Annotated in this window: 19 protein-coding genes; 13 read left to right on the forward strand and 6 right to left on the reverse strand. The window is 41.7% G+C overall.

Translation table 11 applies throughout. The features are described 5' to 3' along the window. Positions 1-8 precede the first annotated feature (8 nt). From PSH54_RS16435 to bioB, 3 genes are read right to left on the reverse strand one after another with little or no spacing between them, the layout of a single operon-like run. On the reverse strand, positions 9-905 hold the full coding sequence (locus tag PSH54_RS16435) for a methyltransferase domain-containing protein (RefSeq protein ID WP_273606626.1): 897 nt from the start codon (positions 903-905) through the stop codon (positions 9-11). Next, complete coding sequence (locus PSH54_RS16440) at positions 902-2059, reverse strand: aminotransferase class I/II-fold pyridoxal phosphate-dependent enzyme (RefSeq protein ID WP_273606627.1); 1158 nt, start codon at positions 2057-2059, stop codon at positions 902-904. The genes PSH54_RS16435 and PSH54_RS16440 overlap by 4 nt, the downstream gene beginning before the upstream one ends. An 11-nt stretch (positions 2060-2070) precedes the next feature. Beyond that, complete coding sequence (bioB, locus tag PSH54_RS16445; protein WP_004586639.1) at positions 2071-3111, reverse strand: biotin synthase BioB; 1041 nt, start codon at positions 3109-3111, stop codon at positions 2071-2073. Between the two features lie 92 nt (positions 3112-3203). Between bioB and bioA the strand changes: the two genes are divergently transcribed. The 6 genes from bioA to PSH54_RS16475 all read left to right on the forward strand — a co-directional run bounded on the left by bioA (position 3204) and on the right by PSH54_RS16475 (position 9707). Beyond that, a complete protein-coding gene (bioA, locus tag PSH54_RS16450) occupies positions 3204-4505 on the forward strand; it encodes an adenosylmethionine--8-amino-7-oxononanoate transaminase (protein ID WP_273606628.1) in 1302 nt (433 codons plus the stop codon). Between the two features lie 163 nt (positions 4506-4668). Continuing rightward, entirely contained in the window at positions 4669-5481 is an 813-nt protein-coding gene (locus PSH54_RS16455; RefSeq protein WP_004586641.1) for a hypothetical protein, read from the forward strand. After that, positions 5482-6522 (forward strand): extracellular solute-binding protein, encoded by a 1041-nt coding sequence (locus PSH54_RS16460; protein ID WP_004586642.1) that lies wholly within the window; start codon positions 5482-5484, stop codon positions 6520-6522. Further along, positions 6523-8022: an ABC transporter permease gene (locus tag PSH54_RS16465; protein ID WP_273606629.1), complete on the forward strand. Its 1500-nt coding sequence runs from the start codon at positions 6523-6525 to the stop codon at positions 8020-8022. Between the two features lie 14 nt (positions 8023-8036). Continuing rightward, the gene (locus PSH54_RS16470; protein WP_273606630.1) at positions 8037-9050 is read left to right on the forward strand and encodes an ABC transporter ATP-binding protein; all 1014 of its coding nucleotides are present in this window, start codon (positions 8037-8039) and stop codon (positions 9048-9050) included. An 18-nt stretch (positions 9051-9068) separates the two neighbouring features. Continuing rightward, positions 9069-9707, forward strand: a complete 639-nt coding sequence (locus tag PSH54_RS16475; RefSeq protein ID WP_273606631.1) for a Vat family streptogramin A O-acetyltransferase — start codon at positions 9069-9071, stop codon at positions 9705-9707. 18 nt (positions 9708-9725) lie between these two features. Here the strand turns inward: PSH54_RS16475 and PSH54_RS16480 are convergent, their stop codons facing one another. Continuing rightward, positions 9726-10160 (reverse strand): ATP-binding protein, encoded by a 435-nt coding sequence (locus PSH54_RS16480; RefSeq protein WP_004586647.1) that lies wholly within the window; start codon positions 10158-10160, stop codon positions 9726-9728. Positions 10161-10607: 447 nt separating this feature from the next. Between PSH54_RS16480 and asnS the strand changes: the two genes are divergently transcribed. Then, the gene (gene asnS, locus PSH54_RS16485) at positions 10608-12005 is read left to right on the forward strand and encodes an asparagine--tRNA ligase (protein ID WP_024033570.1); all 1398 of its coding nucleotides are present in this window, start codon (positions 10608-10610) and stop codon (positions 12003-12005) included. A 152-nt stretch (positions 12006-12157) separates the two neighbouring features. Continuing rightward, a complete protein-coding gene (locus PSH54_RS16490; protein WP_273606632.1) occupies positions 12158-13090 on the forward strand; it encodes a PstS family phosphate ABC transporter substrate-binding protein in 933 nt (310 codons plus the stop codon). A gap of 50 nt (positions 13091-13140) precedes the next feature. On the opposite strand, the gene PSH54_RS16495 is transcribed toward PSH54_RS16490, so the two are convergent. Together PSH54_RS16495 and PSH54_RS16500 are read right to left on the reverse strand one after the other, a co-directional pair. Further along, positions 13141-14067, reverse strand: coding sequence for an electron transfer flavoprotein subunit alpha/FixB family protein (locus PSH54_RS16495; protein WP_273606633.1), 927 nt, complete (start codon positions 14065-14067; stop codon positions 13141-13143). Beyond that, positions 14068-14817, reverse strand: a complete 750-nt coding sequence (locus tag PSH54_RS16500; protein WP_054982548.1) for an electron transfer flavoprotein subunit beta/FixA family protein — start codon at positions 14815-14817, stop codon at positions 14068-14070. A gap of 206 nt (positions 14818-15023) precedes the next feature. Between PSH54_RS16500 and PSH54_RS16505 the strand changes: the two genes are divergently transcribed. From PSH54_RS16505 to PSH54_RS16525, 5 genes are all read left to right on the forward strand, one after another. Next, on the forward strand, positions 15024-16670 hold the full coding sequence (locus tag PSH54_RS16505; RefSeq protein WP_273606634.1) for an electron transfer flavoprotein-ubiquinone oxidoreductase: 1647 nt from the start codon (positions 15024-15026) through the stop codon (positions 16668-16670). A 133-nt stretch (positions 16671-16803) separates the two neighbouring features. Further along, positions 16804-17268, forward strand: a complete 465-nt coding sequence (locus tag PSH54_RS16510) for an acyl-CoA thioesterase (protein ID WP_004586653.1) — start codon at positions 16804-16806, stop codon at positions 17266-17268. A 240-nt stretch (positions 17269-17508) separates the two neighbouring features. After that, positions 17509-18078 carry an outer membrane beta-barrel protein gene (locus PSH54_RS16515; protein ID WP_024033565.1) on the forward strand — a complete coding sequence of 190 codons (570 nt, stop codon included), beginning with the start codon at positions 17509-17511 and terminating at the stop codon, positions 18076-18078. 292 nt (positions 18079-18370) lie between these two features. Further along, a complete protein-coding gene (gene tsaA, locus PSH54_RS16520; protein ID WP_029773613.1) occupies positions 18371-19075 on the forward strand; it encodes a tRNA (N6-threonylcarbamoyladenosine(37)-N6)-methyltransferase TrmO in 705 nt (234 codons plus the stop codon). A gap of 90 nt (positions 19076-19165) precedes the next feature. Beyond that, the gene (locus PSH54_RS16525) at positions 19166-20890 is read left to right on the forward strand and encodes a proline--tRNA ligase (protein WP_273606635.1); all 1725 of its coding nucleotides are present in this window, start codon (positions 19166-19168) and stop codon (positions 20888-20890) included. Positions 20891-20945 lie beyond the last annotated feature (55 nt).

The following is a 20945-nucleotide window of genomic DNA, read 5'->3' on the forward strand; positions in this document are numbered from 1 at the left end:
AGTATTAGCTACTCATGGCTTTTTTGTAATGATAACAATACCACATGGTAAGATACACACGCTTGATTGTTTAAAAGCGGATAGGCATTGCATACCCGTTGTAGCGCCGACTTAGTTAATAACCCTTGGCGCGAATTAGCATGATTTTGCGTTGTAGCACCAATGGCTTTAATAGATTTAATGGCTTTTAATGGGCTTGAATAACAATCGGTATAAATTACTTTTTGCGAACTATTAATACTAAACCCTGCCTTTTGGACCGACCGGTTTATATAAGCGTGTGTATTAAAGGTATTTATATGGCTACGGTTATCAAGTGCTGCAAACGCTGTTTTAATTTCGTTAAGCGAACCCGCCACTACGGTACTTATATAAGCCTGCCCGCCAGGCTTTAAGCTTTTATAAAGCGCCTGCATTAATTTTTCAAAATTAGCCGACCACTGCACTGCAAAATTACTAAATATGGCGTCAATACTGCTTGCTTGTAGCGGCAGGTTATCCATATCGGCGCAAACTTTTGGGTTAGTTAATGCAGCGCTTTTAAGCATGTTTAAGCTTAAATCTATCGCGATTACTTGGCCGTATAGTTTGCTTAGCTGTGAGGTATTAACCAGTGGGCCAGCTCCTAAATCTACACAGCGCTTATTTTGGTTGCATGACTGGGAGCTTATTAATTTAAATAAATCGCTTGCTGCCTGTTTTTGTACATTGGCATGGCTGTTGTATTGCTCAGCTGCTTTAGAAAACTTATCACTCGCCCCCTTTTTAAGCGCTGTATGAGGGCGTACTTGCTCAGCACTTTGTATAAGCGCACTATTTTGTGGAGCCCCATTTATAGGTAAAAGCGCGGGCTTTTTATTTAAAGCTTGCTTACTGTGGGTATGAGCTAAAGCCTGCGCAATCATGCTATTGCGCCTTTTAAGTGCTCAACAAGGGCTGTTATATCTGCATGGGTATGCGCCGCTGTTAAGGTTACACGTAACCGCGCGGTATTATGCGCAACCGTAGGTGGGCGAATAGCGGTTAGCCAAATACCCTGCTGTTTTAGCCTTTGTGCTGCGTGTAACGTTTGCTCTGCGCAGCCAAGCACAATGGGCTGAATAGCGGTGTTTGACTCCATTACCGCAATAGCGTGTTGTTTACAAAGCTGCTTAAAAAAAGCAATGTTACTACTTAGCTGCTCGCGTTTATTATCTGCACGTTTAATGGCTTGTAAGCGCGTAAGCGTAAGCGCTGCCATAAGGGGCGACATAGCGGTTGAATACGTGTAGTCGCGGTTAAACTGCAGCATGTAATTAATAAATTGGTTATTTGCTAATACACAGGCTCCGCTGCTTGCTACTGCTTTTCCAAAAGTAATAACCAGTATATCGGGAAGTGCTAAGCCTTCATCTAATAATGCCTCACAGCTACCTAAACCGGTTTTACCTAGTGCGCCAAAACCATGTGCATCGTCAATCATAAGCCAAGCATTGTGCTCTTTAGCTAAAACAAGCAGCTCTTTTATGGGGGCGGTGTCGCCATCCATCGAAAACACCCCTTCACTAATAATTAGCTTATTGTGTGCTTTTGATTTTTCGAGCCGAGAACGTAAATGCTTTAAATCGTTATGGTTAAAGCGTATTAATGCTGCATTTGAATGCATTGCGCCGTCAATCAAGCTAGCGTGGTTGAGTTTATCTTGAAAAATAGCACTGTTTTGCGCCGCGCTTTTATCGTTAAACAACGCTTTAATTACACTGCTATTTGCACTAAACCCCGAGTTAAACAACATGCCTGCCTCGTAGCCAAGCGCACTACATAAGTATTGCTCTAGCTGCTGTTGCTGCGCCTGATACCCAGTCACTAAAGGTGAGCTGTGGCTACCGAGTACGTTGTTTTGCTCAAGGTTAATACTGCAATCACCAAAGCCTAGGTAGTCATTACTGGCAAAATTAAGGTACGTTGCGTTATTTACCGTAATGGTACGTGCTGTGGCGCGCTGCACCACATGGCGTTTACGCAATAACGCATGTTGCTGTTGCTGCTGTAAATGCGTATTTAAAAATTCAAATGGCATAAAGGGTAAGCTTAGGCTTCGTAAAATAAGGCTGACGTTGCTTTATCGGCCACTTGCGATGACAGCGATGCGGCAACGGCTTCGTCTGAGTAGTCTTGGTGTTTTTCTGGGTTCATGCCTAATTTTTTAATTAGCTTCATGTCGGCATCGGCCTCTGGGTTTTCGGTAGTCAGTAGCTTATCACCATAAAATATTGAGTTAGCGCCTGCAAAAAAGCACATTGATTGCATTTGCTCGTTCATGGCGCTGCGACCTGCCGATAAACGAACATAGCTGTGTGGCATCATAATACGGGCGGTAGCTATGGTACGTATAAATTCAAAATGATCTAAATCGTCTACGTTTTCAAGCGGTGTGCCTTTTACTTTTACCAACATATTAATAGGTACGCTTTCTGGTTGTTGTGGTAAATTTGCCAGCTGCATTAATAAACCGTAACGGTCGCTTGCTTGCTCACCCATACCGACAATACCGCCTGAGCATACTTTCATGCCGGCATCACGTACGTGATCTATGGTGTTTAATCTGTCTTCAAAGGTACGCGTTGATATAATTTGCTCGTAATATTCAGGCGAAGTGTCGAGGTTATGATTGTAGTAATCAAGCCCTGCGCTACTTAGCTCATGTGCTTTTTCGTTGGTAAGTTTACCAAGCGTCATACAGGTTTCTAGGCCAAGTTCTTTTACTTCTTTTACCATTTTAGAAATATACGGCATGTCTCTGTCTTTTGGATCTGACCATGCTGCGCCCATACAAAAACGGGTTGCGCCTTTTTGTTTAGCTAGGCGTGCTTGCTCTACCACTTTTTCTACTTCTAGTAGGCGCTCGCGCTCTAAGTCGGTTTTATAATGCCCCGATTGCGGACAGTATTTACAATCCTCTGGGCAAGCCCCTGTTTTAATAGATAATAAAGTAGATATTTGTACTTCGTTAGGATTAAAGTTAGCGCGATGAACCGATGCCGCCTTAAATAATAAATCGTTAAATGGCATTTCAAATAATGCCTTTACTTGGGCGTGGGTCCAATCGTGGCGAACAGGTGCAAGTTCCATAGTAGTCTCTTATTTTTCTCAGTGGTGATGTTGGATTAGTCTACGTCTTGAAGTACCATTGTCAACGAAACCCACCACGTTAAAGTTTACATATGAATAAAAAACATACGATTGACCTTGATTTTGATCGTGACCATATTTGGCACCCTTACACATCAATGACACAGCCTATCCCGGTTTACCCTGTGACTCATGCAAATCATAATTTAATTTACCTAGAAACCGGCGAGCAACTCATTGACGGCATGGCCTCATGGTGGAGTGCAATTCATGGCTATAATCATCCAGAATTAAATAACGCCATGATTGAACAAATTAATAGCATGAGCCATGTAATGTTTGGCGGCATTACCCATAACAGCGCGGTAGAGCTGTGTAAAAGGCTTATTACAATTACCCCAAAAAGTTTAACTAAGGTGTTTTTAGCCGATAGCGGCTCGGTAAGTGTAGAAGTAGCGATTAAAATGGCGCTGCAATATTGGTTAAGCCAAGGGTTTACACACAAGCAAAAATTAATGACGCCGTATAAGGGTTATCATGGTGATACATTTGCCGCTATGAGCGTGTGCGATCCGGTTAACTCTATGCACAGTTTATATAAAGGTTTTTTACCAGAGCATGTGTTTGTACCCGCCCCTGTAAGTAAATTTAATGGCGAGTTTAACCAAGCAGAAGCCCAAACGCTTGAACAATACTTTAAAACGCACCATCACGAGGTAGCCGCCTTTATTATTGAGCCCATAGTACAAAACGCCGGCGGCATGAACTTTTATCACCCCGCGTATTTAGCCTGCGTTCGTAAATTATGCACGCAATATAATGTTTTACTAATTTGCGATGAAATAGCCACAGGGTTTGGCCGCACGGGTAAATTATTTGCTGTAGAGCACGCTAATATAGAGCCTGATATTTTATGTATTGGTAAAGCCCTTACCGGTGGCTCAATGACCCTTTCGGCTACACTAACCAGTGATAAAATAGCAACGGGTATTAGCGAAGGTGAAGCCGGCGTTTTGATGCACGGACCTACATTTATGGGCAACCCGCTTGCCTGTGCGGTTGCGTGCGCCAGTATAGATTTACTTTTGGCGCAAGATTGGCAACAACGCATTAGCGATATAAACACTCAGCTACAACAGCTTAAAAAGTGCAATGAATTAGATGCGGTAGCCAATGTGCGTACCTTAGGCGCAATAGGTGTTGTAGAGCTAACTGATGCTGCTGGCAATGTAGATGTTGCTAAAATTCAAGCCTTTTTTGTAGAGCAAGGCGTATGGATTAGACCCTTTGGTAAACTTATTTACCTAATGCCCCCGTATATAAGTGACTCAGCCAGTATAAACACCTTATGTGATGCCATTTACACTGCAATTGCAGGTAAGCATTACTGCTAAGCGTTAAATTATACCTAAGAGGCATAGTCATTATTTGCCTGTTAGGTATTAATTTTGCTCAGGTTTTGAGCTTTGCATTGACGTATTTGTTATATTGATTTTAGTAAATATTACGGATATGATAATGTCTATCATTTACAATTACCTTTTCGGACTCTTTACTATGAAACACCTTTCTAAATCTGTAAAAACATTAGGTGCAAGCTTATTGTTAGCTTCTGCTTTTGTAACGCAACCGGCGCTAGCTAACGGCCCAATTGGTGAGCACGTAAACCATTTACAAGAAAACATCAAAGACTATTCAGAAGAAGTTGAATGGATGGTTGGTAAAGTAGACACCATGGTAACTGACTACAGCAAAAGCGGTGCAAAGGCTGTAAACAGCGACGATTTAATTGAATATTGGGAGTCGGTTAAGTTTCACAGCGCTATTGAAACTAACTTTGTGCCTGTATATGCCTCTATTTGGCAAGGTATTTATGGTGTAAAAATGGCCATTGATAACAACAAGCCTGCCCAAGAAGTGCGCAATCAGCAAAAAGCCATGAACATAGCCTTGTGGCAAGGTCTTGGTGCTGTTAAGCTTGCGGCAAAATTCCAGCAAAAAGGCCTACTTGATACAGTTAAAGCCACTGCTACAGAAGGCATGACCCAAAGTGCCACCATTGACGAAATCAAGCACAAGCTTGACCGTGTTGTTGCTAAATTTGCAGAGCGCTTAAACGAAGAAGCCACTGAAATTGTTCACGATACGTATTTACACCTTTTTGAAGGCGTAGAAGGTACGCTTATCGAACAAGATGCAAAACTAGTAGAAGTGCTGGAAAAAGATTTTAACGTAACACTACCGCAAACAATTAAAAGCGCTAAAAGCGTTGATGAAGTACGTGACGTGGTAAGTGATATGCACACTAAATTAGACCGCGCTAAAACGCTAATAGAAAAAGCGGAGAAGTCGCGTAAGGATGTTTTTTAAGTGAAGCGTAGGACCTTTATACAAGGCCTAGCTGCGTTAGGGGTTGTTGGCGCTTTGCCACTGCCCCTTTCTCGCGCACTAGCTGCCGATATAGCAAACCCAGTTTCTGTTGATAATTTACCAAAGCTTAAAGGTGATTTAACCTTATACCTAGGCCGTGGTGAAGGTGGTTTGTATGAAAATGTATTACAAGCGATTCAGAAAAAAAATCCTGACTTTAACTTAGCTATTCGCCGCGGTCCGACTGCTGCACTTGCCAATACTATAGTGGCAGAGGCAAAGGCAGGTGTACGCCGTGCCGATTTATTTTGGGCGGTTGACTCAGGCGCTATTGGCCTAGTTACCGATGCAGGCCTTGCAAAGCCCCTACCGAGTGATTTATCTGCACAGTTACAACCGCAATTTAGATACGATCAATGGGCGCCGGTTACCGGTCGGATCAGAACCTTGCCGTATAACACATCGCGTTTAACTAAAGATCAAATTCCAACAAGCATAATGGACATTGCAGATAGCGATTTATCAATTGGTTGGGCCCCTGCTTATGCATCGTTTCAATCGTTTGTTACCGCTATGCGTATTTTAGAAGGCGATGATAAAACCGCTAAATGGCTTAAAAAAGTTAAAAAGCGTGCTAAAACATACGCCGGTGAACTCGGTGTTGTAATGGCGGTAGAACGTGGTGAAGTAGATATTGGTTTTGCTAATCACTACTACACGCTGCGTCTTAAATCGGGTAAACCCGATGCTAAATTAGACTTAGCCTTTACCGAGCAAGATGCAGGTTGTTTAGTCAATGCCTCGGGTATTTTAACGCTAAACGATGACCCGCTTGCTACTAATTTTATGCGTTACTTATTAAGCGAAGAAGTACAAGGTTATTTAGCCCGAGAAGCGTATGAAATACCGCTTGTTAATGGCATTACTCAACCGGCAGGCTTACCGTCGCTGAGTGACATATCTCCACCAAAGGTTGATTTAACTCAACTTGCGGATTTACGCCCCACCATCAACTTGATGCGCAACAACGGCGTTTTATAAATGCGAATACCTGCTTCTTACCCAATGGCGCTGCTTGCAGCGCTCATTACGATTACCCCTGTTTATATTTTAATTACCCTTGCTAGCGACTCCAGTACCCTTTTTGACAGTCATAATTTAAAAATACTGGGCAATACGTTATCGCTAATGGGCTTAACCGTATTAGGCTCAATTCTGATTGGGGTACCACTGGCTTTTATAAGTGCTTATGTGCATTTGCCTTTTAAAAAAATATGGCTGGTGATTTTTGCCGCGCCCTTGGCTATTCCAAGTTATATTGGCGCATTTACTTTGTACGCTGCGTTTGGCCCAGGTGGTGAAATAAATAACCTACTTGGCTTTGAAACCCCACCCATGTACGGGTTAAGCGGTGCAGCCATTGTAATGACCTTGTATACCTTCCCTTTTGTAATGATGACTACACGCTCGTCATTGCTGAGTTTAGATGCCAGCATGGTAAATGCAGCGCGTACCTTGGGTATGTCGATGACACAAAGTGTGTTTAAAGTAATTTTACCCCGTGTAGTTAACGGTATTGCAGCGGGCTCATTATTAGTGGCGCTTTATACACTTTCAGACTTTGGTACACCCGCAATGATGCGCCTAGATACCTTTACCCGGGTAATTTACGTAGAATACAATGCGTTTGCATTAGGCCGCGCGGCGATGTTGTCGCTGCAATTAATGGTTATTGTTGGCTTTTTACTTTTAATAGAATCACAAATAAAAACCGCCTCTGAACGACACGGTCGCCCACTGGTTTTATTTCCCACTAAATGGCAAATAACCGCAATGGTTGCTGCGCTTGGCCCTATTTTATTGTTAGCTATTGGTTTACCGCTGGCGATATTTTTTGTTTGGCTAGCACGCGATGGTTACAGCAACTTTGACTTTAGCATAGCGTGGAACTCAGCGTATGCCTCAGCCATTGCTGCCATAGTGGCGGTTATTGTGGCTATTCCTGTTGCTCATGCCGCATTAAGTGGAAAAGCCGGCAGAATAATGGAGCGTGTTACCTATTTTGGTTTTGGCATTCCTGGCATTGTGATGGGCACCGCGCTGGTATATGGCGGCTTGCAACTCCCGTTTTTATATCAAACATTAGCGCTTCTGATTATTGCTTACATGCTACGATTTTTACCGCTTGCCGTTGGCTCTATTCGCACCAGTACAGAGCATTTAGATCAAAGCTTAATAAAGTCGGCGCGCGTATTAGGCGCAAGCCCGCGTGAAGCCTTTACTCGCATTACCCTGCCGCTAACAATGCGTGGTATTATTGCCGGTGCTGCATTGGTATTTTTAGAATCAATGCGCGAGCTTGAAGCAACGCTATTGCTAGGCCCAACCGGGTTCGAAACCCTTTCAACCTATTTATGGCGTGTGTACGAAGCCGGTTATTTTGGCCGTGCTGCCATTCCCGGTTTATTGTTAGTGGTGATTTCTGCCTGTGGCTTAGCTATTATGATGTCTGGCGAAAAACGTAACCAACTCGAACATTGAGGATTTAAAAACAAATGCTATCTGTAAGCCAGTTGTCTATAGATTACGGCAGTAACCGTGTAGTAAGCGATTTAAATATATCGTTAGGTGAAAATGAAATTCTCATGCTAGTAGGCCCTACGGGCTGCGGTAAAAGTACAATATTGCAAGCACTTGCAGGGCTTATCCCCATTAGCGAGGGCGAAATAAACGTAGGCAAATGGCGCGCAACGCCAAAACGTAATGTGCCCCCTGAAAAACGCAGTGTTGGTATGGTGTTTCAAGATTTTGCATTGTTTCCTCATTTAACGGTTGAGCAAAACATTTGTTTTAGATTAAAAGACACCGCCATTGCCGATCATTGGATTAAACTGCTTGGTCTAAATGATTTTAGAGCAAAAAAGCCAGCCACCCTCTCTGGTGGTCAAAAACAGCGCGTAGCACTTGCGCGTACACTTGCTCACCAGCCAGATTTTGTGTTACTTGATGAGCCACTTTCTAACCTTGATGCCGCATTAAAAGATATGCTGCGCTGGGATATAAGAAACGCCCTAAAAGAAGCTGGAGTGCCTGCCGTGTGGGTTACTCACGACCAAGAAGAAGCGCTTTCGGTAGGTGACCGTGTAGGTGTATTACAAAACGGTAAGATACAGCAACTCGACAGCCCTGAACAATGCTTTAGCATGCCAAACAACCGCTTTGTAGCACGCTTTTTAGGTGAGGCAAGCTTTATTGCTGGGCAGTTTGAAAATGGCCAAGCAACCACCAGTATTGGCGTAGCACCAGGCCAAGGTATAGACTGCGACAGTGGCGATGTAGATGTGTTGCTTCGCCCTGACGATGTACAGCTTATTCAAAACTTAAATCAACCTAACGGTGAAGTTGTTTGGGTACGCTTTGAAGGTGGCAGCCGTTTATGTGCGGTTAAATTAAGCTATAATACGCTCGTTACTAGCCGTGTAAGCCACGAGGTTGTGGTTAATCCGGGTGACAGCGTTCATGTATCTATTGTTACTACTCACCCGCTGGCTGTGTATAAAAAACAATAATTAAACTATGAGGTAGCTATGTCTAAACAGGGCCCTAATCCAAATAACCCTGCCCCTGTTGAGGGCTTTCCTCAGGTTGGCTTTTTAAAAAACTTTATTACCTCGCCTAATATAGTTGTGGGTGATTATACCTATTACGACGATCCTGACGGCCCTGAAAACTTCGAAAAAAATGTCCTTTACCATTTCGATTTTATTGGTGATCGTCTCATTATTGGAAAGTTTTGCGCTATAGCTAAAAACGTGACCTTTATAATGAACGGCGCTAATCATCAAACAGCGGGGTTTTCTACCTATCCATTTTTTATATTTGGCAACGGCTGGGAAAAATCGGCCCCGCAGGCTGGCGAGTTACCCTTTAAAGGCAATACGGTTATCGGTCACGATGTATGGATTGGTTATGACGCAACCATAATGCCAGGGGTAAATATTGGCAGTGGCTCTATCATTGCAAGTAAATCGGTGGTTACCTGCGATGTAGCCCCTTATAGCGTGGTAGGTGGTAATCCGGCAAAAGTAATTAAGCCCAGGTTTGATAGCAACACAATAAGTACGTTACTAGATATAGCTTGGTGGGATTGGAGCAATGAAAAAATCACTGCTCATCTAGATGCCATTACTCAATGTGATTTAAGCGCTTTAATAAAGCTTAAATAACCCATAAGTAACACTCACCTACCACTCAAACATGTACGCCATTTTACTAATGGTTTTTAAAGGCACGTTATGTGTATTGCGCTTAGCGTATAAATGCTGCATAGACTTGTCTTTTACTTCACCAACAATAACTTCTTTAACTTGATAACCAAGTGCATGTGCTGCTTGAGAGTACGCAATAAACTCCCATTTTTTTATATTGGTGTTATCAACAATTACAAGCGGAATATTTTGCGCTAAAGCATTTATAAAGCGCGCTAAATTTAAATTATGATATTGCGGTAGTTTAAATTTATCAAAGTGATACTCGCCCTGTTCATTGACAAAGTAGTCATCGGTTGAACAAATTAAATATTGGCTTGTATCAACTCCACCAAGCTCATCGGCTAGGGTTTGTGCATAGTAAGACTTACCACTTCCTGGTAGCCCTCTTAAAATAAAAACTTGTTTCATAGCATCCATTTCTGGGTAATGGTAAATATTAAATAGTTAAAATTATGATGTGCTGATTTACCGGCTTAATTGTTACTTATTATTTCATCATTGTAAGCCATTAGAATAACGCTGAAGCAGTTAGCGCGCCCACTAGCTTATAAATTTTGCTCGGTGATTAAATAGCCTCAAGGTTGGCTAATTTCAATCCGTAGAGTCAACACGCAGTAATAATGCCACAAAATCACTAAATTTCAGAGCACCAAATAACAATAGTGGTAATTTAAAGCAAAAAACGCTTTAAAAGTAACCCACTTGCATAAAAACTTTTAAAGAGTTGCTCACAATAGTTTTTTTATTTTATTTAACTAGGTAAGATACACGGTTCAAGTTCAACGCACTAAATTTAACCGCTGCGTTGAGTAGTTAATATTATACAGTTAGGCAACTTATATCATTGGAGTGAAGATGAGCCATTTAGCGATTTCAGAGCTATTAAAAGGCAATGTTGCGGTAGACAGCCAAGTAACAGTAAAAGGCTGGATCCGTACACGCCGCGATTCAAAAGCAGGAATATCATTTTTAGCCGTTCATGACGGTTCGTGTTTTGATCCTATTCAAGCGGTAGTTCCTAATTCACTAAATAATTATGATGAAGTTACTAGCTTAACAGCCGGTTGTTCTGTGTCGGTTACTGGTGTGTTAGTGCAATCTGCAGGTAAAGGTCAGTCATTTGAAATTCAAGCTAATTCTGTCACAGTTTTAGGTTGGGTAGAAAACCCAGATTCATACCCTATGGCCGCTAAGCGCCACAGCATTGAGTATTTACGTGAGCACGCTCACCTTCGCCCACGTACAAACATGATAGGTGCAGTAACACGTGTGCGTAACTGTTTAGCACAAGCAATTCACCGTTTTTACCACGAGCAAGGCTTTTACTGGATCAGCACCCCAATCATCACAGCCAGTGACTGTGAAGGCGCAGGTGAAATGTTCCGCGTATCAACACTTGATATGCAAAACTTGCCACGCACTGATAAAGGCGACGTTGATTACAGCGAAGACTTTTTTGGTAAAGAAGCCTTTTTAACGGTATCTGGCCAGTTAAATGGTGAAACATACGCATCGGCTATGTCAAAAATTTACACCTTTGGCCCAACATTCCGTGCAGAAAACTCAAACACGTCTCGTCACTTGGCTGAGTTTTGGATGGTTGAACCTGAAGTAGCATTTGCTGATTTAGAAGATATTGCAAAACTTGCTGAAAACATGCTTAAGTACGTATTTAAAGCGGTACTTGAAGAGCGCCGTGACGATATGGAATTTTTTGCACAACGTATCGAAAAAACAGCGATTAGCCGTTTAGAAGAGTTTGTAGAAAAAGACTTCGCCCAAGTTGATTACACTGACGCCGTAGAAATACTTAAATCATGTGGTAAAAAGTTTGAGTACGCCGTTGAATGGGGTGTAGATTTACAATCTGAGCACGAGCGCTACTTAGCTGAAGAGCACTTTAAAGCACCGGTTGTTATTAAAAACTACCCGCGCGATATTAAAGCGTTTTACATGCGCCAAAACGAAGACGGTAAAACCGTTGCCGCTATGGACGTTGTAGCACCAGGCATTGGTGAAATTATTGGTGGTTCACAACGTGAAGAGCGCCTTGATGTGCTTGATGCGCGTTTAGATGAAATGGGCTTAAACAAAGAAGATTACAGCTGGTACCGCGATTTACGTAAATACGGTAGCGTGCCACACTCTGGCTTTGGTTTAGGTTTTGAACGCCTAGTTGCTTATGTTACAGGTATGGGCAACGTACGTGATGTGATTGCCTTCCCTCGTACTAAAGGCAGCGCAACCTACTAATCAAATTAATTGATTTTAAAAGCCAGCTTTTTTGCTGGCTTTTTAATGCCTGTTGTTTTTTAATTATGGCTTTGTAAAATACTGTTTATAAATTAGAGATTTATAAATTTTGAACTATAGTTTTATAACGTATTCGTTATTTGGCTAATAGCATGATAAAAAACCTTATTTTGGCAGCCACCGTACTGCTTTCTTCCTCTAACATTGCAACATCAGTTTCTGATATTGCCCCCGATCACAAGCCTTTACTTATTGGCGGCTCTTCTTCGGTCTCGCACCTATTGCATTTATTAAAGCCCAACTATGAAGAGCAAACTAATACAGCCATGCAAATCCGCTCTATGGGCAGTACTAAAGGCATTAAAGCCATAGCACAAAACATTATTGATATTGGTACAGCATCACGCTATTTAACCAATGCAGAGCAAGAGCAATACCCTCATGTACGTCAAATTGTTATTGCGCAAGATGCGCTGGTATTTTTTACTAATAAAAAAAATAACATTGATTCACTAAGCGTAGAGCAACTCAGCGACATTTATTCGGGCAAATATAAAACGTGGCAAGAAATTAACCCAGATTATAAACCAGAGACACAAAGAGATAATAAAATTCTTCTGTTTAGTAAGGCCTATAACCATGGCACATTTGATATTTTATTAGAGTTTTTAAACCTATCTTTTATGCGGGTTCCAAATGGTAATACAATTAAACTAAAGCAGGCTGGTAACCGAGGGTTATTTCCTAAAATGGAAGTGCAAATGTATGACGAATTTAACCAAGCCCTTGGCATAGTACAACGCATGCCCAATGCCATTGCTTTTGACTCTTACGGTGCAGTCTCGCAGCTACTTGGCTCTAAAAAAATAAATAAAATAAATTTACTCGGTATCAATGGCGTTAACGTTTCAGATGAAACTATTAAAAATGGTGAGTATACGTTTGTTCGCCCCCTAATTTTATTGGTAAATAGCCAATCGAGCCGCTCTGTAGAGCAAACAGAGGTGTTGCTCAATTTATTAAAAGATAAGCGTGTTTTAGATACTTTGTCAGCGCATCATTATTCTATGGTTGAGGCTGAATAAAAAAAGCCGCAGGAACCTAAGTTCACCGCGGCTTTACAACCAGAATATGTTTATAGCGCGTTTTCAAGCTGCGGTAATACCTCAAATAAATCAGCAACCAGACCGTAATCAGCCACCTGAAATATAGGGGCGTCAGGGTCTTTATTAATCGCCACAATAACTTTTGAGTCTTTCATACCTGCTAAATGTTGAATAGCACCGCTTATGCCCACGGCAATATACAGATTAGGCGCTACGATCTTACCCGTTTGCCCTACTTGCATATCGTTAGGTACAAAGCCTGCATCAACGGCAGCACGAGACGCACCAATTGCAGCGCCTAACTTGTCAGCAATACCGTTTAATAAAGTAAAGTTTTCACCATTTTGCATGCCACGACCACCTGATATAACCACCTCTGCTGCAGTTAACTCAGGACGCTCTGACTCGGTTTGTTCAACACTTACAAAGTCACTTAATTGAGTATCACTTAGTGTATCTAATGCATTTATGCTAGCAGGTGATTGTTGGCTTTGTAAGTCAAAACTACTCGCTCGTACGGTGATCACTTTTTTACTATCAAGCGATTTAACTGTGGCAATTGCGTTACCGGCGTAAATGGGGCGTTTAAATGTATCACTATCTATTACTTCTATTATTTCTGACACTTGCGCTACATCTAAAAGCGCTGCAACGCGAGGCATAAAGTTTTTACCTGTGGTGGTTGCACTGGCAACAATATGCGTATAATTATCGGCAATAGTTAAAACAAGCTCAGCCATATTTTCAGCTAACTGATGCTGATAAAGTGCATTATCGGCGGTGAGTACAGTTGTTACACCTTCAATACTGGCAACCTGTTCGCTCATTGCGTCTACATTTAAACCCGCAATAAGTACATCTATATCAAAGCCTAATTTACTTGCCGCATTGATTGTTTTTGAGGTTTCTGGTTTTAGTGCACCGTTATCGTGCTCTGCAATTACAAGTGTTTTCATTTAAATCACCTTTGCCTCTGTTTTAAGTTTCTCTACCAGCTGGGCTACATCTTCAACAATAATACCGCCACTGCGCTTAGCCGGCTCTTCTACTTTCATTAGCTGTACGCGGGGTGTTAAATCTACACCTAACGAATCTGCTGCTATTACATCAAGTGGTTTACGCTTTGCTTTCATTATATTTGGCAGCGATGCATAGCGAGGCTCGTTTAAGCGTAAATCGGTAGTTACAATAGCGGGCAGTTTTAGTGCAACAGTTTGTAAGCCACCATCTACCTCACGGGTTACATTCACTGTGTTACCGTTTATATCCACCTTAGAGGCAAACGTACCTTGGCCGCGCTTAGTTAAAGCCGCAAGCATTTGGCCTGTTTGGTTGTTGTCTGAGTCAATAGATTGCTTGCCTAAAATAACTAGTTCTGGGGCTTCTTGCTCAACTAATTTTGCTAATAATTTAGCAATGTGCAGCGATTCTAGTTTTTCATCGGTTTCGATGTGAATGGCTTTATCTGCACCTAATGCAAGTGCGGTGCGTAGCTGCTCTTGCGCTGCTTTTGCACCAATTGTTACCGCTATAACCTCTGTTGCTGTGCCCGCTTCTTTTAATCGAATGGCTTCTTCTATCGCAATTTCACAAAATGGGTTCATTGCCATTTTTACATTTGCTAAGTCAACGTCGCTGTTGTCAGCCTTTACGCGTGCTTTAACGTTGTAATCGATCACTCTTTTTATTGGAACGAGAACTTTCATAGGAACTCCATCTATATTTAAACCTACAAGCTAACGTGTACGTCAACCTATTTATTTTATGAATTCAGACTACTTCCTGTTGACGTAAACGTCAACCTAAAATAACCTTAAAGTATTCACAGCCTGTAACATTTAATGTGCAAGTATTAAAAAGGCTGCATTGCTTATCTAATTTAGCTAAGCCCGTCATTGATTAAGAGGTTATTATGGTCGAACGTGAAACCATGGAATTTGATGTAGTTATTGTAGGTGCGGGCCCAGCAGGCCTTGCCAGTGCTATTAAGCTCGCACAGCTAGCGCAAGAAAAACAACAAGAACAAACTATCTGTGTGGTAGAAAAAGGCTCCGAGGTAGGCGCGCATATTCTTTCAGGCGCGGTATTTGAAACCAAAGCTTTAGATGAGCTTTTGCCTAACTGGCAAGAGCTAGGCGCTCCCGTCACTACACAAGTGACACAGGATGAAATTTATTGGTTTAATAACAGCGAAAAAGCCACTACTCTCCCTCGCTTTGCGACCCCTAAAACATTTCATAATGAAGGTAATTACATTGTTTCTATGGGCAATGTGTGCCGATGGCTTGCCGAGCAAGCTGAAAATTTAGGCGTTGAAATATTCCCAGGCTTTAGCGCTCACTCTTTAATTATTGAGCAAGACACCGTTAAAGGCATTGTTACAGGCGATATGGGCGTTGATAAAGACGGCAATGAAAAAGATGGTTATATGCCAGGTATGGAACTTCGCGCTAAATACACTGTATTTGCTGAGGGGTGTCGCGGGCATTTAGGTAAGCAGCTTATCAACGAGTTTGCGCTTGATAAAGATGTGTCACCACAGCACTATGGCTTAGGCTTTAAAGAGATTTGGCAAATAGATGCCAGTAAACACCAGCAAGGTAAAGTAGTGCATGGTACGGGCTGGCCGCTAAGTGGCGATACCAATGGCGGCTCTTTTATGTATCACTGCGATAACAATCAAGTGGTTGTAGGGTTAATTGTTGATTTAAATTATTCTAACCCGCATTTAAGTCCGTTTGATGAGTTTCAGCGAATGAAACACCACCCTGTTTTTAAGCAAACCCTTGAAGGGGGTGAACGCATTGCCTATGGTGCCCGTGCAATTGCAAAAGGCGGCCTTCACTCGTTGCCTAAAATGCATTTTGCTGGTGGCTTATTAATAGGTTGCGATGCCGGTACGCTCAATTTTGCCAAAATTAAAGGTAACCATACCGCAATGAAATCGGGCATGGTGGCGGCAGACGTTATTTTTAAAGCGCTCCAAAGTGGCCAAGCTAATACTGATTTAGCTGATTATAAAAACGCGTTTGAAAATTCTTGGGCTTATAAAGAGCTTTACCAATCGCGTAATTTTGGCCCCGCTATGCATACATTAGGTAAGTTTGCTGGGGGTGCGTATAATACCCTTGATCAAAACATCTTCAACGGTGCACTGCCCTTTACCTTTAAAGACAACACGCCCGATTACGACACGCTAAAAGATGCAGCTAACAGCCCTCACATTGACTACCCTAAGCCTGATGGCCTACTTAGCTTTGATAAACTCTCTAGCGTGTTTTTATCTAATACTAATCATGAAGAGTCGCAGCCTTGCCATTTAAAGCTTAAAGATCCCGCCATTCCTATTGCGGTTAATTTAGTAAAGTTTGACGAGCCCGCACAGCGCTATTGCCCTGCAGGGGTATACGAAGTGCAACAAATTGAAGGTGAAGATCAGTTTGTGATTAATGCTCAAAACTGTGTGCACTGTAAAACCTGCGACATAAAAGACCCAAGCCAAAACATTACGTGGGTAACACCCGAAGGTGCTGGCGGGCCAAACTACCCTAATATGTAACTATTTTATGCACAAAGGTGCATTAAAAACCTATCTTTTACATATAAATTATAAACCTATCCTAAATTGCAGGGGCTTCGGCCCCTTTTTTACGGTATGCTCATAGGTAAGTTTCATAAAGTGAGTATTTAATATGCCGTCGTCAAATGTTGTATTTCGTTTTTTAGCAGAGCCTACCGATGTAAATTTTGGTGGGAAGGTTCATGGTGGTGTGGTCATGAAATGGATTGACCAAGCGGGTTATGCCTGCGCTGCAGGTTGGAGCGGCCATTATTGTGTTACTGTTTCTGTTGCTGGGGTTAAATTTAGACGCCCTATTTTGGTTGGCCAAATTGTCGAAGTTGAAGCAAAAATTGCGCATACAGGCTCAACAAGTATGCAAATATTTATTCAAGTACGGTGTGGCGATCCTAAAACTCAAAACATGGTAGAAACAAACCACTGTGTTATTAGCTTTGTAGCAATGGACGAAACAGGTTACCCGGTAGAGGTTCCTGCTTTTAAAGCACAAACAGAAGAAGATATTAAATTGGAAAACTACGCTATTAAAATGAAACAAATTGCAATTGAGACAGAAAATTTGCTTCATAAAGTATAAAAGTACAATGTAAAATTCACATAGACCGTGTAAAAGGTACAACCTTTACTTAGAAAACAAAAAACTAAAAAAGTTCACCCTGCTTATAAAAAATACAAAATAGCCGTAAAAATGCCGTATAAGTCGTTTTTACGGCTATTTTGTAACCACAGCCTATTGTTGGCATGCTCACTGCAAATAACTAATTGTCGTTTGATAAGTTAAATCAAACATTTATTATTTTTTTAAAGGAGCTATACAATGATTAAAACACTTTCTCTTTCTGCAATTGCTTTAGCAACACTGGGTTTTAACTCTGCAGCACACGCTGACATTACGGATTTTGATTCTCCTCGCATTTATACAGGTGTTGGTTATGGCCAATACTCATTTGAATTTGAAGACAGCGAAAACGACACTGAATTTGATGACGATGCACAAATGCTAAAAGGTTACATTGGTACACAATTTAACGAACACTTTAGCGTTGAGTTAGCTTATCAAAACTTTGATGAAGTGAGCGACATCGACAGCAAAGCAGAAGTTGATGGTGTGTCATTAGCAGCTATTTTAGCGGCTCCGCTTTCTGAAAGCTTTTCAGTATATGCTAAAGGTGGTTGGTTTGAATGGGATGCAGATGTAGAGCAAGAGCTTCCTGTTGGTAGTATTTCAGCATCACAAGACGGCGGCGACGTGTTTTACGGCGCAGGTATTCAATACGCATTTTCTAGCAATGTTCAAATGCGCTTAGAGTACGAACGCTACGAACTAGATGATGAAATTGACCCAGAAATGGATGTTGCATCAGTATCAATTCAATACATGTTTTAATTAGCATTTAAAACACTTAAGGGTGAGCCATGTGCTCACCTTTTTGTTGCTTATACATAATATCCATCCGTAATAATAGCTAATCATATCGCGGCGCTAAACGTGTCGCTCCAGCCTCAAAATAGCTCCACTTAATTTAGCAAATTGGAATAAACACTAATCGCTATATTTTAAACCGTTTAGTCTAATGCTCGATTAAACCAACCAGTCTAAAATATAACGCATTAACTGTACTGCTATAAATACTAAATAGAGGTAGAATAGCGCCCTATTTTTTTGTTAACTGAGCATTATGAGCGATTATAGCATTTCGGCTGTTGGCCACATTCAATCCCCTTATAAACAAAAGTTTGCAATACCTAGGCAACCACGTTTAGTGCCTCAAGCTAAAGCCAAACTTATTTTTACTGCTGAGTTTAATCGTGAAGAATTTGTGCGAGGCATTGAAGAATTTAGCCATATTTGGCTGTTATTTAGGTTTCATGAAACCGCCGATAAAGGGTATTCAGCTATGGTGCGCCCACCACGTTTAGGCGGCAATGAGCGCAAAGGTGTTTTTGCAACGCGCGCCACATTTAGACCCAACGCCATTGGGATGAGCGCTGTAAAACTTGAAGGCGTTGAGTATAAAAACGGCCAACTTAGTTTACTGCTTGCTGGTATAGATTTACTCGATGGCACGCCTATTGTCGATATAAAGCCTTACTTACCGTATTCAGATGCAATGCACGACGCCAGTGCCGGTTTCGCCGATACCCGACCAGAAACACAAATGAGTGTCGCGTTTTCACCCGAGGCAATTGATTTTATTGCCAAGCAAACACACTACCCTGAGCTTGAAGATTTTATTGCTAATGTACTAAAACAAGACCCACGCCCCGCCTATAAAAAACAAAAACAAGGCGAGCAAAGTTATGGTATGACACTGTATAATTATAATATACGCTGGCAGGTTAACGGCGAGCATAACTTAGTAACAAGTATAGAAAATAACTAAAAAGTGCAGTTAGCGCTTTAGTGTAAAAGCAAGCGCTGGTAAACTTAGCGCCCTATTAAAAAGAACATATTACTTAATTTCGGAAAAATCATGCGTACCAGTCAATATATACTCGCAACACTTAAAGAAACGCCATCAGATGCTGAAATTGTTTCGCATCAATTAATGCTTAGAGCCGGTATGATCCGTCGCGTCGCTTCGGGTTTATATACATGGTTACCCTCTGGTTTACGCGTGCTTCGTAAAGTAGAAAATATTGTTCGTGAAGAAATGGATAAAGCAGGCGCAATAGAAATGTTGATGCCGGTTATTCAACCTGCTGATTTATGGCAAGAGTCTGGCCGTTGGGAGCAATTTGGTCCTGAACTTGTTCGCTTTAACGACCGCCATAACCGTGAGTTTGCGCTAGGTCCTACGCATGAAGAAGTAATTACAGATTTTGTTCGCAAAGAGATTAGCAGCTATAAACAACTGCCTGTTACTTTGTACCAAGTACAAACTAAAGTGCGCGATGAAAGACGCCCACGCTTTGGTGTAATGCGTGCACGTGAATTTACGATGAAAGATGCGTATTCATTTCATTTAAGTGAAGCGTGTTTAGATGCCACATATAAAGTAATGCACAAAGCGTACTGTAATATTTTTGAACGCTTAAACTTAGAATACCGCCCTGTACTTGCTGATACAGGCTCTATTGGTGGTAGCTTATCACATGAGTTTCATGTACTTGCTGAATCAGGTGAAGACGCGATTGCCTTTAGTGATGCAAGCGATTATGCAGCTAACATCGAAAAAGCAGAAGCGTTAGCTCCAACTCAAAGTCGTCCTGAGCCATCTAAAGAGCTTAAAGCGTTTCCTACACCAGATGCTAAAACAATTAGCGAGCTTAAAAAGCACTACGGCGTTAAACCACACCGCGGTGTTAAAACATTAATTGTTTACGGTACGCCTGATGAAAACGAACAACGTGATTTAGTTGCGCTTGTACTACGAGGCGATCACGAGTTAAACGAATTAAAGGCTGAAAAGCACCCACTTGTAGACTCTCCACTTGAAATGGCCACTGAGGCTGACATTGTTGCAGCAATTGGTGCAAAGCCAGGCTCACTTGGCCCGGTGGGTTTATCAATGCCAATTATTGTAGACAGAACCGCTAATGTAATGGCAGATTTTGTTGCCGGTGCTAATAAAGATAACGAGCACTTTAGCGGAATTAACTGGGATCGCGATGTTAAAGAATATCAAGTTGCTGATATTCGTAACATTGTTGAAGGCGATCCGAGCCCGTGTGGACAAGGCACTTTACAAATTAAACGCGGTATTGAAGTTGGTCATATTTTCCAACTTGGTACTAAGTACTCAGAAGCCATGAAAGCAGGCGTACTGAGCGAGTCGGGTAAAAACCAAGTAATGACTATGGGTTGTTACGGTATTGGTGTTTCGCGCATTGTGGCAGCGGCTATTGAGCAAAATAATGATGATTACGGTATTATTTGGCCACAATCTATTGCCCCATTTGATTTAGCTATTGTGCCAATGAACATGCATAAGTCGCATCGTATTCCTGATATTGCTAATAATCTATACCAAGGTTTAAAAGATGCAGGCTTAGATATTTTATTTGATGATCGTAAAGAGCGCCCTGGCGTTATGTTTAACGACATGGAATTAATGGGTGTACCTTATACTTTAGTGATTGGTGAGCGTAACCTTGATGAAAACAAGGTTGAGCTTAAAAATCGCCGTACCGGTGAAAAGTTAATGGTTGATTTAGACACCGCGATAGAGACTATTAAAGCGGCTGTTAAAGGTTAATAACACCCACACTTAAAACAAACTTATAAGGCCGCATTTAAACATGCGGCCTTTT

This window comes from Pseudoalteromonas sp. Angola-30 (assembly GCF_028599215.1).
In the GTDB taxonomy this organism is placed as follows: domain Bacteria; phylum Pseudomonadota; class Gammaproteobacteria; order Enterobacterales; family Alteromonadaceae; genus Pseudoalteromonas; species Pseudoalteromonas atlantica.